Annotated in this window: 14 protein-coding genes; 7 read left to right on the top strand and 7 right to left on the bottom strand. The window is 43.8% G+C overall.

Features of this window, described 5'->3' with window-relative positions; all coding sequences use genetic code 11:
• The first annotated feature begins 3 nt into the window (after positions 1-3).
• From WG943_RS01150 to WG943_RS01130, 5 genes are all read left to right on the top strand, one after another.
• Positions 4-762, top strand: a complete 759-nt coding sequence (locus WG943_RS01150) for a TVP38/TMEM64 family protein (protein ID WP_340406271.1) — start codon at positions 4-6, stop codon at positions 760-762.
• A gap of 65 nt (positions 763-827) precedes the next feature.
• Positions 828-4,013, top strand: a complete 3,186-nt coding sequence (locus WG943_RS01145) for a S41 family peptidase (RefSeq protein WP_340406270.1) — start codon at positions 828-830, stop codon at positions 4,011-4,013.
• Positions 4,014-4,394: 381 nt separating this feature from the next.
• Entirely contained in the window at positions 4,395-4,901 is a 507-nt protein-coding gene (locus tag WG943_RS01140) for a hypothetical protein (protein WP_340406269.1), read from the top strand.
• Between the two features lie 100 nt (positions 4,902-5,001).
• On the top strand, positions 5,002-5,844 hold the full coding sequence (locus WG943_RS01135) for a potassium channel family protein (RefSeq protein ID WP_340406267.1): 843 nt from the start codon (positions 5,002-5,004) through the stop codon (positions 5,842-5,844).
• 58 nt (positions 5,845-5,902) lie between these two features.
• Positions 5,903-6,463, top strand: a complete 561-nt coding sequence (locus WG943_RS01130) for an HD domain-containing protein (protein WP_340406265.1) — start codon at positions 5,903-5,905, stop codon at positions 6,461-6,463.
• Positions 6,464-6,507: 44 nt separating this feature from the next.
• Here WG943_RS01130 and WG943_RS01125 read toward each other — a convergent pair whose 3' ends face one another.
• Together WG943_RS01125 and WG943_RS01120 are read right to left on the bottom strand one after the other, a co-directional pair.
• Positions 6,508-7,182 carry a carboxypeptidase-like regulatory domain-containing protein gene (locus WG943_RS01125; protein ID WP_340406264.1) on the bottom strand — a complete coding sequence of 225 codons (675 nt, stop codon included), beginning with the start codon at positions 7,180-7,182 and terminating at the stop codon, positions 6,508-6,510.
• A gap of 95 nt (positions 7,183-7,277) precedes the next feature.
• Entirely contained in the window at positions 7,278-7,469 is a 192-nt protein-coding gene (locus tag WG943_RS01120) for a hypothetical protein (RefSeq protein ID WP_340406262.1), read from the bottom strand.
• 211 nt (positions 7,470-7,680) lie between these two features.
• Here WG943_RS01120 and WG943_RS01115 point away from each other — a divergent pair, with 211 nt between their 5' ends.
• Positions 7,681-8,637, top strand: coding sequence for a sterol desaturase family protein (locus tag WG943_RS01115; RefSeq protein WP_340406260.1), 957 nt, complete (start codon positions 7,681-7,683; stop codon positions 8,635-8,637).
• A 60-nt stretch (positions 8,638-8,697) separates the two neighbouring features.
• Here the strand turns inward: WG943_RS01115 and WG943_RS01110 are convergent, their stop codons facing one another.
• Positions 8,698-9,141 carry a hypothetical protein gene (locus tag WG943_RS01110; RefSeq protein ID WP_340406259.1) on the bottom strand — a complete coding sequence of 148 codons (444 nt, stop codon included), beginning with the start codon at positions 9,139-9,141 and terminating at the stop codon, positions 8,698-8,700.
• A gap of 112 nt (positions 9,142-9,253) precedes the next feature.
• Positions 9,254-10,303 carry a nucleoid-associated protein gene (locus WG943_RS01105; RefSeq protein WP_340406257.1) on the bottom strand — a complete coding sequence of 350 codons (1,050 nt, stop codon included), beginning with the start codon at positions 10,301-10,303 and terminating at the stop codon, positions 9,254-9,256.
• Positions 10,304-10,545: 242 nt separating this feature from the next.
• Between WG943_RS01105 and WG943_RS01100 the strand changes: the two genes are divergently transcribed.
• Positions 10,546-11,226: a porin family protein gene (locus WG943_RS01100; RefSeq protein ID WP_340406256.1), complete on the top strand. Its 681-nt coding sequence runs from the start codon at positions 10,546-10,548 to the stop codon at positions 11,224-11,226.
• A 150-nt stretch (positions 11,227-11,376) separates the two neighbouring features.
• Here the strand turns inward: WG943_RS01100 and WG943_RS01095 are convergent, their stop codons facing one another.
• The 3 genes from WG943_RS01095 to WG943_RS01085 all read right to left on the bottom strand — a co-directional run bounded on the left by WG943_RS01095 (position 11,377) and on the right by WG943_RS01085 (position 15,364).
• Complete coding sequence (locus WG943_RS01095; protein ID WP_340406255.1) at positions 11,377-12,012, bottom strand: hypothetical protein; 636 nt, start codon at positions 12,010-12,012, stop codon at positions 11,377-11,379.
• Positions 12,013-12,306: 294 nt separating this feature from the next.
• Entirely contained in the window at positions 12,307-13,005 is a 699-nt protein-coding gene (locus tag WG943_RS01090) for a response regulator transcription factor (protein WP_340406253.1), read from the bottom strand.
• A 160-nt stretch (positions 13,006-13,165) separates the two neighbouring features.
• Positions 13,166-15,364: a sensor histidine kinase gene (locus WG943_RS01085; RefSeq protein WP_340406251.1), complete on the bottom strand. Its 2,199-nt coding sequence runs from the start codon at positions 15,362-15,364 to the stop codon at positions 13,166-13,168.
• Between the last annotated feature and the right edge of the window lie 164 nt (positions 15,365-15,528).

Below are 15,528 nucleotides of genomic sequence, written 5' to 3'. Positions count from 1 at the left end.
AGTATGAGCAGTAAGTATAAGGAAGATAATAACGAGATAGCTACCAGAAGCCAAAGCTATGATCAGACATTAAAAGAGGATACATCAGCTAAGCAAAGCAAGTGGCCGCTCATCCTGACGGCAATACTTATTGCTGGGCTCGTCGGCTCATACTTTGTATTTCCTGGTTTTCAGAAAGAAATTGATACTGGCTGGAGCGTAATTACCAGCGGCGACAAGCAGCGTACATCTGAGTGGGTAAGCCAGTTCGGTTTCTGGGGACCGTTCTTTATTATATTGGCCATGGTAGCCCAGATGTTTTTGCTGGTAATTAATGTAGTGGCGCTGATGCTGGTAGCCATTATTGCCTACGGACCTGTATGGGGTACGCTGATTGCAATTGCAGCCGTGTTGGTTGCCTCTACAATCGGGTATCTGCTGGGGCGGGGAGTAGGCGAGGCCGGGGCCTCAAAGATTATTGGCCATAAAACAGAGAAAAAGGTAAAAGGATTTGTCGAAAACTACGGTTTGTGGGCTGTGATTATTGCACGTATTTCCCCATTTCTCTCTAACGACGCTATAAGTATAGTTGCCGGCTTAGCCCGTATGAATTACTTTAGATTTATTGGTGCCACACTGGCAGGCATTAGTCCGTTGGCTATACTTCTGGCTTGGCTCGGAGAAAACAACGAACGCCTGAAAACAGGCCTGATCTGGGTGTCTGCTGTTAGTTTGGCCGCTTTTATAGGCTATATCGTTTACGACAAGTATATCAAAAAGTAAGTATAGGGGTATTTGCATTTTGTAGGAGTTTTGGCTTACTTAAATAGCGAAACACAAACCTACAAATGACCAGAAAACATCTACTAGCCTTTTTATTGGGCCTGGGCAGCACTACAGCCTTTGCACAGCAGCAGGAAGTATACTTTGCCACCAATCCAAGTATAAGTCCTGATGCCAAAACCATTGTTTTTAGCTACGAAGGCGACCTTTGGCAGGTAGCCAGCAACGGCGGCAACGCTATGCGCCTTACCGGTATGGCCGGCCATGAAACTCGCCCACGCATCTCCCCAGACGGTAAATGGATCGCTTTTACCTCATCGCAGTACGGAAACCAGGATGTATTTATAATGCCAGTGGGCGGTGGCGAGATAAAGCAACTTACTTTTCATGAAGCCTCCGACGAGGTAGATTCCTGGAGCTGGGACTCTAAAACCGTCTACTTCACCTCCGATCGATATAACCGCTTTTCTGCTTATAAAATTGATTTGAACGGCGGCACACCGCAGCGCATGTTTCAGCACTACTTCCATACGGTGCATAACGTGGCAGAGCACCCCACCACAGGCGAAATATTCTTTGACGAGAGCTGGGAAAGCAAAACGTTTACGCAACGCAAAGGCTACAAAGGAGCCTATAATCCTGACATACAGTCTTACAATGCCAAAACAAAAGAGTATAAGCGCTACACTGAATATGAGGGTAAAGACTTATGGGTAACCATAGATAAGCAGGGCCAGATATACTTTGTGTCGGATGAGGCAAACGGAGAGTATAACCTTTATACTTTTAAAGACGGCAAAAAAACACAGTTAACCAGCTTTGATACTTCCATTAAATCGCCGGCTGTAAGCGCAAACGGAGAAAAGGTGGTATTTGAGAAAGATTACCAGCTGTACGTCTACGATAAAGCCACAGGCAAGGCAAACAAAGTACAGGTAAACGCGCTGCAGAACAGCACTCTGGAAAAAGAAAAGGACTACACGGTTGCAGGTAATATCACCAATTTTGATGTATCGCCGGATAACAAAAAAATGGCCTTTGTGTCAAGAGGCAGGCTGTTTGTATCCGATGTAAAAGGCAAATTTGTGCGTGAAATACCAACCCGCGGCTCTGAAAGAGTAGGCGAGGTGCTGTGGATGGCCGACAGTAAAAGGCTAATTTACACTCAAACAACTAACGGCTACTTTAACCTGTTTGCAACCTCCGCTGACGGCAGCACCAAGGAAGTGCAGCTAACAGATGAGCAGCAGAATAACCGCAACATCGTGTTCAGCAAAGACAGGAGCCAAGGCGTGTACTACAGCGGCCGCAAACACCTCAAACACATCGACCTAAAAACGCTAAAAACAAAAACACTGGTGGAGGACGAGATCTGGGCCATGTATAACTCTGATCCAAGCTTCTCTCCGGATGGGCAATACGTGTTGTTCACGGCCTACCGCAACTTTGAAGAAGACATTTTTGTGCACCAGCTGGCAAATAGCAAAACCTATAACCTGACCAACTCCGGTGTAACCGAAACTTCGCCTTACTGGTCTCCGGATGGCAATTACATCTACTTCTCCTCCGACCGCACTAACCCGAGTTACCCATATGGTATGAAGGACCCGGACCTGTACCGCATAGCCCTTAACAAGCTGGAGAAACCTTACCGTTCTGATAAGTATAACGAGCTGTTTACAGAGGCACCAGTGGTAGCAGGAGAAGTGAAGGATAGTAAAGCGGCCAAGGGCAAGAAATCTGGGAAAGAGGCTAAGCCTGCACCTGTCAATCATTTTGTTACCCTGGACTTGAACAACATACAAGACCGTTGGGAGCGTGTAACAGAGAACTTCGGTGATCAGGGTAGCCCTAAAGTATTGCAAGAGGACGACAAGACAATTGTGCTGTTCACCTCCAATCATGGCGACGGCAAAACCAACATCTGGAAGTATACCACTAGTCCTTTTGAGGAATCTAAAACCGAGAAAGTAGCCGGAGCAGATACCTATGCTGTAACGCTGGTAACTGCTGATAAAACGCACTACCTGTTATCCAAAGGCAACATCCATACGCTGGACCTGAAAGGGAATAAGGTAGAGAAAATCGACGTGAGCCATACTTTCCGCAGGAACCTGAAGGATGAGTTTAACCAGATGTTCTACGAGATGTGGGCTGGCGTGGAAGAAAACTTCTACGATGATGATTTTCATGGTGTGGACTGGAAAAAGAAAAAAGAAACCTATGCCAGGCTACTGCCTTACGTTACCAACCGCTCTTACCTGCGCACGCTGCTGAACGATATGCTGGGTGAGCTGAACTCATCACACATGGGCTTTAATTCCAGCGGCTCCGAAGAACAGGGTTATTACAAAACCCGTTCGCTGGCTACAGGTTTGCTTTTTGAAGATGATAAGCCATACCAGGTAAAGCAAGTAGTGCAGAAAAGCGCTTTAGATGTAAAAGGCAAAGATGTGCAGCCAGGTGATGTGCTGGTAAAGGTAAATGGACAGCCAGTAGATCAGAAACTTAACCGCGAATACTACTTTGTAAAACCATCCCTACTAGATGAAACTGAGCTGACTTTTGCCAGAAGTGGTAAAGAGTTTTCAGTTAAAGTGCATCCGCAAACCTATGGCAGTCAGCGCGAAAACCTGTACGACGAGTGGGTGGCTGCTAACCAGAAGTATGTAGATGAAGCCAGTGGAAATAAGGTAGCATATGTGCACATGAAAAACATGAGTACGCAGGCTTTAGAGCAGTTTCTGATAGAAATGACCACCGAAGGCTACCAGCGCCAAGGACTTATACTTGACTTACGCTACAATACCGGAGGCAATGTACACAACGATGTGCTGCGCTTCCTGGCTCAAAAGCCATACCTGCAGTGGAAGTACCGTGGCGGTGCTTTAACCAACCAGCCAAATTTTACACCGGCAGCCGGCCAGATGGTGCTGCTCATGAACGAGCAAACTTTAAGCGACGGCGAAATGACAGCCACCGGATTTAAGGAGCTTGGTTTGGGTAAAATTATTGGCACTGATACCTATCGCTGGATTATTTTTACATCTGGTAAGCAGTTGGTGGATGGATCATTTTACAGATTACCTGCGTGGGGCTGCTATACCTTAGATGGTAAAAATATTGAACGCGAGGGTGTACAACCAGATATCTACCTAAAAACCAGCTTTAAAGATAGATTAGAGAACAAAGATCCGCAGCTTGAGCGGGCCATACAGGAGTTGCTGAACTCCCCGCAAACTAAAAATTAAAAGCTAATTAGATCAAACAAAAGCCGGCTAAAAACAGCCGGCTTTTGTGCTTTAGTAGATTATAGAAAAACGTAAAAGTATGCACAAGATTTTAGTGACCTTGCTAAAGCTCGTCTTCTGTACCAACTGCTCCTGTTTTTACTGCTAGTCTTTCTGTTTAAGTCATATAATCAGGTAGTTGTGGCCATGTGTGTAGTAAGACAATTAGGAGATGATTCAAGCTCAATTAATTATAAATGTTTATAAAATTATATATGTAATAAAAATAGTTAAATATTACCTTTTTCGATATAATTAAAGCCTTTCGAAAACCATTCCTGTAAAGCGTCGTTTAAGCCTGTTATTATTACCTAAATCGATGTTTCACAAAATGGACTGCTTATGTTTAGGATAAAATTACTGGCTGCAATGCTCTCTATGTTAGTAGCAATGGCCGAAGAATTTTCCTTTTTTAGCGCTGAATCCCACACAGAGAAAGTCGAAGAAAACGTGGCACTAGGCTGGCCACCTGAAGAAGACAGCCCGACAGACTTAGAATTACCCGCTGCCCCTGCTACCATAAACGTAAAAGCCTCTATCTACCACCCGGAGCCAAGCCAAACCGACTCAACCCCTTATATCACAGCAGACGGCTCCCGAATCAACAAAAGAAATCCTAAAAAACACCGCTGGATAGCTGTATCCCGAGACCTGCACCGCAGATGGGGAGGAGAGTATAGCTTTGGAGACTCCCTGTGGATAACCGGGATATCGAGTGAGTTAGATGGGATTTATATTGTAAGAGATATCATGAACAAACGGATGCACAAGCAGATCGATATCTTGGTTGGAAGAAAAGACAAGGTCATGGGCTTTTGGCATAACGTACAGATTGCAAGACTGGATTAGCAAAGCTTTTTCTTATAACCAAACGAACAGGCGCATCTTCCGTACCCTATGCAGTGTAGTATAGCCGCAGCAGGCTATACTTTAGGTGGATATAGCACCAATGGGAAAAAGTAACCTGAGAAATAAAGCTGAGAAACGCCTCCTGACCCGGGAGCGTTACGAATTACTGAACAGATTGCAGGAAGCCCTGGAGGTACCTCTGATAGTACTAGGTTTTGTGTGGCTGGTACTATTAGTGGTAGAGTTTATCTGGAGCCTGAGTTACTACCTGCAGTTGCTAAGCTTTGTTATCTGGGCCATTTTTATACTTGACTTTGTAGTTAAGTTTATACTTGCACCCCATAAGCTTACTTTCATCCGGAGCAATGTGCTTACTACTATCTCCCTGGTGGTGCCGGCATTGCGGGTTTTCCGGCTTACAAGATTATTTAGAGTAATTGGCTCGGTGCGTGCAGTAAGGGGGCTGCGGCTGGTAAAAGTTGTGGGCTCTATAAACAGAGGCATGCGCAGCCTGGGCAAAACCATGAGGCGCCGCGCCTTTGGCTATGTGGTAGCGCTAACGCTGGTTGTTATAACAGCTGGAGCTGCCGGTATGTATGCCTTTGAGCAGGAGCATGGGCTAACAACCTATGGCGAAGCGCTCTGGTGGACCACCATGCTACTTACCTCCATTGGCAGCGACTACTTTCCGGTAACACCAGAAGGGCGTATACTATGCCTGTTGCTGGCCCTTTATGGATTTGCTGTATTTGGTTACGTTACAGCCACACTGGCTACATTTTTTATAGGGCAAGATGCTGACCGAAGCGATGCAGAACTAGCAGGGGCAAAGCAGCTACAAGCACTGCATCGAGAAATAAAGCAGCTGCGCGAAGAACTAAAGCATGCTGCTGCACCGGCTCCCCATCAACCACCTTCCGATCCAAGTGCACCTGATGCTTAGCTTCTGTTGGGCTTGTTTGGTAAATTGGGTAACTTGGAAAGTATAAACATACTTAACTATGACACGCCAGGAAGCACAAGAAATACTTACAGGCATGACCACAAGCGAAAGCCTGCTACGCCATGCGCGCACAGTAGAATTAGTAATGGAGGCCTATGCAATTAAATTAGGAGAAGACACAAACCAATGGGCTATTGCTGGTTTGTTACACGATGCAGATTACCAGGCTCACCCGGACCAGCACCCGAAAGTAATTGTAAGTCTGCTACAGGAAAAAGGAGAAGCAGAGATAGCACATGCCATATCGGCGCATTATACAAAGTGGGGCGTGAGCTACGATACGCTACTGGACAAGGCCCTGATAGCCTGCGATGAGATTACCGGTTTTATTGTGGCATGTGCACAGGTAAGGCCACACCGCCTGGAGGGGCTTGAGGTAAAGTCTGTCGTTAAGAAGTTAGGCCAAAAGAGTTTTGCTGCCTCCGTAGATCGCGATGAAGTATACAAAGGTGCCGAGCTGTTTGGAGTAGACCTGCAAGAGCACATTGGCTTTATTATTCAGGTGTTGCAAAAGCACCAACAGGAGCTGCAACTTGCACCGCAGGTTAGTATAGAGTAATTACTTAAAAAGAGAAGGGCAACCTATTAGCTGCTCTTCTCTTTTTAGTAGTTTATATCCAGCACAGTAGGAGTAACGTGTTTGATAAAGATGGAGTCTATCTTTGTTTCGTACATACCATTTATTTCAGTAACGCGAGTATAGCGTACATACTTGTTGGCAGTAGCGTAGCCGCCTACATTATATCCCTCAATGCCGTTGCCAGTAAACGTTTCGGTCCAGATAGATACAACCCTTTTGCTCACATTCTCAAATCTGACTGTGATTTTATTGGTATTAGGCTGAGGTTGCGTATTACGAATATTCACAACTAAACTACCAACAGGCTCCATATCTAATACAAAATCCTGTTTTTTTGTTAGGCTTTTGAGTACGCGGTAATCTGTTACTACAGAAGGCAGGTTCTCGAAGCGTTCGTTATGTTCTACATGAACAAAAGTATAGTCCGGTTTCGTTACCCTTAGCTTATAGGGGCTTTCCTTCCATTCAAACTTAAAGGCAAACTTTCCTTTTGCATCCGTTTTTTGTTCGGCTATAACACGTGCTCCTCCCAAAAGCACATCATCGTTTTCCGAAAGAGTAACAGTGGCGCCTGCTATAGGCTGTTTCGTGATATGATCAATCACGGTGCCGGTGGCTTCTGTAGTAGGGTCTAATACAGAGTCTTCGCATCCAAATAAAAGCATGGCTACAGCAAGTAGGGGTATTATTTTTTTCATTTCCAGTGTGGGCTTAACTATTGCAGCTTACTTTGGGCGTTTAATTTTTGCTATAGATGCCTACATAAATAAATTGGTTGCACAGGCGCTGCAAATTAAGTAGTGTAGAAGCGTAAAACTTCCATTCCAGCTTTATCGCTTTCAGCTTCCACAACTTCGTCTATTACATACTGTATCTCCTGATCGGTCCAATTTTCCTTTTCTGCGGCTTTTACAAATACATCCAATGCAGTATAACGGGAGCCTTGAGTAGGTATAGTAGTCTTTATTTTTTTTCTGATATTCATGTGCTGACAAATTTAAGATGCAAATGTATCAAACTTACGGGTTTTGTACAGTCCATTAGCTTTTTAGGTGTACAAGTTTGTTGAAACTTAAGCCTTTTTAACTTGTGATAACATGAGTTTTAGCCGCTGATAAGTAATAAACTGATTAACCCTTTACCTGTCTGCCCGTTGATAAAGCTATAAGTAAATACAATAAGCTTACCTGTAATCTATGGAGAAAGAAATTTTTACATTTGATCATTTAGAGAAGTTGGATGAACACAATATTATGCCCTATGCTATTCCGCTGATTATTATATGTTTAGTAGTTGAGTGGGGTTTGGGTATGTACAGGAAACGAAATTATTATGAGAAAAAAGATTTTTTGGCAGCACTGGGCATAGGAGCCGGTAACGCAATAATTGGTGGCGCCCTGAAGATTGTAGTATTCACAATATCTATGGTAATCTACAACGAGGTGCCGTGGGCAATACCAAGAGTATGGTGGGGATTTATAGTATGTTTTATAGCTGTTGACTTTTGCAGGTACTGGGCACACCGTATTTCTCATGAGCAGCGGCTTTGGTGGGCAACCCATGTAACGCACCACTCTTCCGAAAAAATGAATTTTGCTATCTCTTTCCGAACCAGCTGGACTACCCCCATTAAGTTTCTGTTTTTCCTGCCGGTTCCCTTTCTTGGCTTCGACCCATTAACATTTTTCATCTGCCATCAATTGGCGGTGCTGTATCAGTTCTGGGTGCATACCGAAATCATCAAGAAGATGCCTGCGCCTTTTGAGTATTTTTTTGTTACACCGTCGCATCACCGGGTGCACCATGGCTCTGATGTCAAATACCTGGATAAGAACTATGGCTCTACCTTTATAATCTGGGACAGGATGTTTGGTACATTTCAGAAGGAGGAGGAGCATCCAACATATGGCTTAACTACTCCTGTAAAATCTTACAACCCGGTTTACCTGGTATTTCATGAGTGGGTGGATATCTGGCATGATTTAAAGCACGCTAAATCTCCTAAAGAAGTATGGGCAATTCTGTTTAAGCCACCCGGCGCTGTGGTAACCGAGCACCAGCGCAGTAAGCTGGGGCAGCCTGAGCAGGTGTTAGTAGCAGAGAAGGCTGAAAAAATTGAAGTAGAACAAGTGAAGGCGGCTGGCGCTGCTTAGTGCATGAGGTAACCGATAAAAGTATAAAAGCACGGCCTTTACCGTGCTTTTATACTTTTATTAGTTCTCGTACTGGTGACTCATCGGGCTCTGTTGCCTTTGAGCGGGGTTGCTTTTTGCCTCTTTCGGTACCCCCATTTTCTCTTCACGGCGGTCCTGGTACTGTTGGAACTGAGCTGGCGTAAGCACATCTTTTATCTGCGAAAGTCTGGTCTGGCTGATAATGTCTATCTGCTTTACTACCATGCGTGGGTCGTCTTTATACTTTTTCTTAGCCTCTTCAATCTGCTGTAGTCCATCCAGGTTAATGGCTTTTACTTTAGAAGCCTGGGCAGGGGTAAGGCGTAAGTGTTTTGCCATGCCAGCTGTCATATCCTCGGCGCGTTGCTCTGTTGTTTTTTCTGTTTGTGCCTGTGTAGAGGCTTTTTGTGTAGATGCGGTGCTCTGTGCATAGGCAACACTTCCGGCAAGGGCAAAAAATATGGCTACAAAAATTCTTTTCATATTGATTTGTGTATCAGGTATACTTCTGCAATAGCAAGTATCGTTCCTGTTTATACTTTTAATTAGAAGATTATAGTAACACCTGTGGGCAGGCTATAGTTTCTGGTAAACGCTAGCTTTCGCTGTAAAAGTATACTTTGTAAAAGTGCATACCCCGTTCCTGGTCAAAGCCGCGCTCTACGTACTGCTCGCTCTGTTCCGGGTTATAACCACTAAACTTGATCTCGATCTGCGTATCCAGTTTAATAAAGTTACGGAACTTGCGCTTCATGTTCTTTACCGTGTTTTTATTGATGGTAAAGTCTGTAAATCCTTCTATGTCACGCTCTTCGGCATACGACTGGCTGTAGTTCATAAATCGTTCCTTCGTCTCCGGCTCATCTATCACACTGCTGGTAAATTCCTCCAGGTCAAATGTCTCGCTCTTAGAGAAATAATCAACAGACCGGCTAATAAATTCAACCTGTGCCTTTTTACTTTCTTTCTGGGCAAATACCTCCTCCGAGAAATCCTTACAAAGGTTTAACACGGCTTTGGTGTTAAAGTTTGTGTCTTTCAGCTCCGTCACGTTCAGGAAGTCTTCTTTCCAGAAGGCAGCATCGTAGCCGTTGGCATCTACCAGCTTTACCCGGAAACCGTCTTCGGCCTGTGTGTTATAGATCATGCAGCCTTTATCAACGCCTTTCAGGTTCACACCAAAGTGGTAGTTCACGTTCAGTTCGTCGGCCTCATCCTGTATGGTTAAAAAGGTGTCTTTATTCTCCGATTTAAATATACCTACAGCATCTACAATGTCGTCTTCCATCAAGCAGCCTGAGAAGTGCACCACGTATAGTTCACCGCTTTTTACCTTCGGGTGATCAGACTGCTCATAAAGGTGGTTTAAGATGTGTATAGAGTATTCATGAAAGTTCTGTGGCTCTGCAAAAATAAGTGCTGCATAGGCAAACATCTCGTTTAGTGCTAGATCGGAAGTATGGGTAAACCTAAAAAACTCCTCCTGCTTAAACGGCGACAAGAAATAGTTTAGCAACAGATCCGATAACTGCTCATCGCGCAGGTCAACCAGTTCCTTTGAAATAAGTACCCCTTCGTCTTTTGCTTTATTTCCTACCCTGTGCACGGCCAGCTGGTTTAGGCGTACCTGCGTTCTATCCTTCATTTTTCTTTGGCTAATGTTTGCAGTGCAAAGGTATAGAATTGAGGCTTAGCTAAGTATAGCTTCCTGATTTTCTATAGTTGTTCATACTTTTATTTAGTAACATGATTCTGATTATCAATAATATAATGTTTTTAAAATGAACTTTTTTAAATAGTTCAAATCTTTTTGGCATGGTTTTTCCATTGTGCATTTGCAAGCAGCGCGGCTTACATAAACAGGACGGAACATTAAAGATTACTACCATGAAAAAGATATTTTTACTTATTGCGGTTGTGCTAGGCTTTGTAGCCACTAAAGTAAATGCACAGCAGCAAAACCCAGTACGTTTTGGTATAAAAGCCGGCGTTAACCTTGCAGAGTGGCAAGGCGAAACAGTGAACAGTGCACAAGATCTTATAAACCTTTCAGAGGGTGCAGTTAACCGGAAAATGCGCGAGGGTTTCCATGTAGGCGGTTATATAAGTATACCTATAGGCCCTGGATTTGAGATTGAGCCAGGTTTGCAATACTCTCAGAAAGGTACCCGCTTAACAGGTAAAATTCCGATCGAGGAGATTGATTTTTTGAATACTAACCTTACCCTTACAAACAAAGCAGAGTACCTGGACATGCCAATTCTGGCTAAACTGTACTTAGGGGAGGGTTTCCATATCTTCGGCGGACCGCAGGTGTCTTACCTGTTATCTAACAAAGTACAGGCCGAGGCTGGTGCATTAGGATTTAAAGCTCTGAACAGAGAGTGGGATATGAAAGACGGTTTCCGTGAAATTGATTTAGCCTTAACTGGTGGCCTGGGCTACAGGTTTGCAAGCGGTTTTAACGTAAGCGCAGGTTATGACTATGGTGTTAACACCATCGACTCGAACGGCAGCTTCGAGACGTATAACCGCGTAATTAAAGCCTCTGTAGGTTTTACTTTTTAAAAGTATAAAGATTTTGTTTTGGTGATTACGGCAGGCTGTTACCTATATAGTGCAGCCTGTTGTATTTAAAGTATAAAGGGTAGCCGATTTTTACATCGGCTGCCCTTTATACTTTGGTCTTATAGATCTTAAAGCTATCCTGCTTTGGTATTAAGATCTCTTGTAAGGGAATTTCTTAGATGAGTTACGCATCAGAGCGTTAGTAAGCGACTGTCTGCTGCTGCCGATGCTACCGGAAGCTTGGTAGTCATACTTCCACATTAAATCACCTGCGTTACCCTCATGTATGGTAATGGTTGTATTCACAGTGTTTGTCGGTCCCCAGGCACCCACCAGTAAACCTACCGCAATGGCAGCACCATCAGACATAGGCTTAGACATAGTAGCTTTACCAGAAACCACTGCATCCACGCCTAACAGTTGGCATATCTCATCCTTAGATTTCAGGCGCAGGTCGTCGTACGTTATACCATAGCTATTCAGAATAGAGTTAGTTTTGCTTACATCCTGAAAGTTAACAGTATACTTATTCTTGCTCATCTCTTTCAGGAAATAACCATAAACATCGCTCTGTATACCATAACCATAGTCGCGCTGCTGGTCCTGTATCATTTCAGGTGTAACGCCTTTTGGCAGCTTTCTCGATTCGATTGTTACCTCGAATGGCATAACAGCTACAACCTTATGCTTCTCTTTTACTTCTTTAAAAGAAGTAGCCTGATAGATTTCGGGGCCACAGCTTGCAAGCGTAATGCAAATTAGGGCGAATAGTAAAATTTTTTTCATGTGCTAAAAAGTTGGTCTTCTATAAATTATCCGGATAGCTCCACATTTAGAGTACAATTTTTTTCTTTGTTATGAAAGCAATGAAAAAGTATAGCTAACAAAGAAAAATACTAATAAAAACCCGGTAAATATAATAGTTTTTTGAATATATGGTTAAACTAATTAGACAGAAATAAATATTTTATTTTGACATTACATTGCTGTGTCTACAATAGTATACTTCCTGATAATCAGTTAGCTATGATGTCTAGAAAGGTAGCAGATATGGGTGATGCTGTAAATTTTAGAATAGTGTTATAACATCACGCCATTATGCACACAAAGCCTGTAGCCTCTGCCATGTATGTTGATGATTTCTACACTCGGGTCGTGCTTCAGGTATTTGCGGAGTTTGGCGATGTATACATCCATACTACGGGCAGTAAAGTAGGTGTCTTCGTGCCAGATCTGCTCCAGCGCCTGTTCGCGGGGTAGTACATCGTTCAGGTGCTGGCACAGCATTTTAAGCAACTCAGCCTCTTTAGGCGATAATTTTTCTTCGGAACCACTTCTGGAAAGTATGCGCAGGCTCGACTGAAATTTGTATTGGCCTATAGCAAAGTCTGTCTGCTCTTTCTGTTCCGGTGCTGACGGGGATTTGCGGTTGAGTACAGCCTTTATCTTGTAGAGCAGCACTTCGGAGTCAAATGGTTTGGTGATGTAGTCGTCTGCCCCAATTCGGAAACCTTCCAGCATATCTTCTTTCATAGCCTTCGCCGTCAGGAAGATAAGCGGCACATCCGGGTTTAGCTTTTTAATTTCTTTTGCCAGTGTAAAACCATCTTTCTCTGGCATCATCACATCTAATATACACAGATCAAACTTACCCTTCCGGAAAGCGGTGATGCCCAGGCAACCATCTTTGCATAAAGTAACAGTATAGTCGTGCAGCTCCAGGTAGTCGCGCAGCACAATTCCAAAATTCGGGTCATCCTCGGCCAGTAGTATATTCATAGCTTTTTGTTTGCTGGTTGTTAATTGTTAGATGGTTAAATAGCTAGTGGTTGAGTAGCTAGTGGTTGAGTAGCTTATACTTTGTTGCTTTGTAGTTAACAAGACGCAAAATATTGCGTCTCTGCATTTTACCTCTCTAACTCCCAAGCTCTGTAACTTTCTAACTTAAGGGTAGATATATCTCAAACCTGCTGCCTTTGCCGGGTTCGCTTTTAAGGCGTACGTTACCTTTATGGGCCTGTACAATAGCTTTAACATAACTTAACCCAAGGCCAAATCCTTTTACATTGTGCAGGTTGCCCGTCGGAACACGGTAAAACTTATCGAATACACGTTGCTGGGTATCTTTAGTCATGCCCATGCCTTTGTCTTCTACCGCAATTAGCAGTCCACCCTCCACGTTTTGCGTTAGCAGGTTAATTTCCGGAGAGGTAGGAGAATACTTGTTGGCGTTATCAAGCAGGTTGCAGATGACATTAAACAGGTGTACCTCGTCAGAGCGTAGTTCGTGCTTCAATGCATTTAGCTGTACGTTAATCTGCCCCATGCGCTCTTCCACCTGCAGACGGATACTTTCAATGGCTTTGGCAATAAGTATGTGCACATCAACAGGCTTAAAGTTTAGTTTAAAATCGTTCTTCTCCAGCTGGGCAATCTGCAGCACGTTCTCTACCTGGGTGTTCATACGCTTGTTTTCCTGCTTGATAATGCTGGTGTAGTGCTTTACCTTTTCCGGATGCTCATAAATCTTAGGGTTGGCAATGGCATCAGTGGCCAGCGAGATTGTGGCTATCGGTGTCTTAAACTCATGGGTCATGTTATTGATGAAGTCGTTCTTCATCTCCGATAGCTTCTTCTGCTTATAAATGATATGGATGGTGGTGCCAAAGGTGGCGATCATGACCAATGTAAAAAGTGCTGATAAGGATAGCATTCCCCACAATGATTTAATGGCGTAACTTCGGCTGTCAGCAAAGTATAAACCCAGGTAATCCTGCTTTTCAAAAATATCGTTCGGGAAGAGACTTGCTTTGTACGTTGGCAGGTTATTAAGTTTTAGTGGTTTAATATGGTGTGCGGCCACGGTATCATTTTGCCCCGAAACCACGCAGTAACCAAACTCCATGTTAATGCCTTTGTTCTGCAACTCTGTTTGCAGCAGATCAGGTAAGGTTTGCAGGTTAAGTCGGTTTTTAAGCGGCTCGTTTTTTACAACATACTCTACCACCATTTTTTGCACCACATCGTTCAGCAGGTCTTTCTTTACCTCAATTTTGCTGATGGCTGAGGTCTTTGATTTGGGGTTAGGAGCTTTTGCCAGATGGAGGGGCTTAACCACTGCCTGTAGCGTATCTTTTATTTGTTGCTTTTGCTTTTGCTTTTGCTTAGCGGCAGGAGAGGTGGCTTCAGGAATTGTATAGCTGAAAATGTGTGCCTCTGTTGTTATCTCTGCCGGTTTAAGTCCACGTGTGTAAACTCGGGTTCTGTTGTTAGGGTTGCTACCTTGCCTGTGAGGTTTACCATGGCTTAAAGTATAAAGCTTTGCGCCATTGTTACTCTGAATAATGATGATACTATCGTTGTTGATATCAACAGAGGCAACCTCCATTGGCCTAAATTCTCTGTATTGTCGGCTTTTCCTCATCAGGCTGTCTAACTTTAAAGCCATAATGCGCAACGTATCAACTGAGAAATCTACGGAGCCATTCCGAAACCTGACAAAGCGTGCTGTATCAGGCATCTGCTCTAATCTATAAATACTGCCTTTTTTTAGGTGAGCCACACTCAGTGACTCTGCCTTAGAGGGTGCTATGCGCTGGAACTGCGTTGCACTTCCATTAATGGTAGAAGGTACGATGGTTGTTCTGCCGCCGCTTAGCTTATTAATGGCCTGCTTTAACTGAGTAGAGTCGGCTCTGCTAAAGTATAACTGAATTCCTTTAGAGTGATTTACAGAAGCTCTCTGAAGTGTATGGTTTTGGGTAGCAGTAGTACGAGGCTCAACACGGGTTATTGTAATTGCTCCTTTACTGCCAGTGCCCGAGGTTGTTCGCATTTGTTCTGCAGGCTTTTCAGCCTTGGGTGCCTGCTTGGTTGTAACGGTGGCCTTCACTTTAGATGTCGTTTCTGTGGCACTGCTGTCGCGCTTTAAGGTTGCCATCTGGTTTGCTACTACACTAGCCGCTTCCTGGGTTTCGAGTTTCTCTACAACCCGTGCAAGCGCTTCGTTTACGCTACGGTCAAACTCTGCCTGCTTAACCTGTATGGCGTTGTTTATCCAATAGAGTTGCAGCCCTACCACACCTAGTAGGGAGATGCTCATCAGCACCAGCACTCCGATTATTACATGCTTACTCACACTAACAAATGTATACTATTGTAACATGATGTGCTCAACTTTAACTTTTCTTTAACTCAATTTAACCAATCCTATAGTAAAGTATAAGTGTTTGCTCTGTAATTATTTACAATCATACATACTGCGCCGGTTCTTTTGTGGCTACAGCAGGTATTAACTTTAAC

Source organism: Pontibacter sp. H249 (assembly GCF_037892465.1).
Classification (GTDB): Bacteria; Bacteroidota; Bacteroidia; order Cytophagales; family Hymenobacteraceae; genus Pontibacter.
Note: the sequence above shows the minus strand (reverse complement) of the source record. Positions and strands in the feature narration are given on the sequence as shown.

Bases quoted from the DNA above. Each gene is read 5' to 3' on its own strand.
- WG943_RS01105 (WP_340406257.1), bottom strand. From the start codon at position 10,303: ATGAAGGATAGAACGCAGGTACGCCTAAACCAGCTGGCCGTGCACAGG.
- WG943_RS01095 (WP_340406255.1), bottom strand. From the start codon at position 12,012: ATGAAAAAAATTTTACTATTCGCCCTAATTTGCATTACGCTTGCAAGC.
- WG943_RS01140 (WP_340406269.1), top strand. From the start codon at position 4,395: ATGTTTAGGATAAAATTACTGGCTGCAATGCTCTCTATGTTAGTAGCA.
- WG943_RS01090 (WP_340406253.1), bottom strand. From the start codon at position 13,005: ATGAATATACTACTGGCCGAGGATGACCCGAATTTTGGAATTGTGCTG.
- WG943_RS01125 (WP_340406264.1), bottom strand. From the start codon at position 7,182: ATGAAAAAAATAATACCCCTACTTGCTGTAGCCATGCTTTTATTTGGA.
- WG943_RS01120 (WP_340406262.1), bottom strand. From the start codon at position 7,469: ATGAATATCAGAAAAAAAATAAAGACTACTATACCTACTCAAGGCTCC.
- WG943_RS01110 (WP_340406259.1), bottom strand. From the start codon at position 9,141: ATGAAAAGAATTTTTGTAGCCATATTTTTTGCCCTTGCCGGAAGTGTT.
- WG943_RS01145 (WP_340406270.1), top strand. From the start codon at position 828: ATGACCAGAAAACATCTACTAGCCTTTTTATTGGGCCTGGGCAGCACT.
- WG943_RS01115 (WP_340406260.1), top strand. From the start codon at position 7,681: ATGGAGAAAGAAATTTTTACATTTGATCATTTAGAGAAGTTGGATGAA.
- WG943_RS01100 (WP_340406256.1), top strand. From the start codon at position 10,546: ATGAAAAAGATATTTTTACTTATTGCGGTTGTGCTAGGCTTTGTAGCC.
- WG943_RS01150 (WP_340406271.1), top strand. From the start codon at position 4: ATGAGCAGTAAGTATAAGGAAGATAATAACGAGATAGCTACCAGAAGC.
- WG943_RS01135 (WP_340406267.1), top strand. From the start codon at position 5,002: ATGGGAAAAAGTAACCTGAGAAATAAAGCTGAGAAACGCCTCCTGACC.
- WG943_RS01130 (WP_340406265.1), top strand. From the start codon at position 5,903: ATGACACGCCAGGAAGCACAAGAAATACTTACAGGCATGACCACAAGC.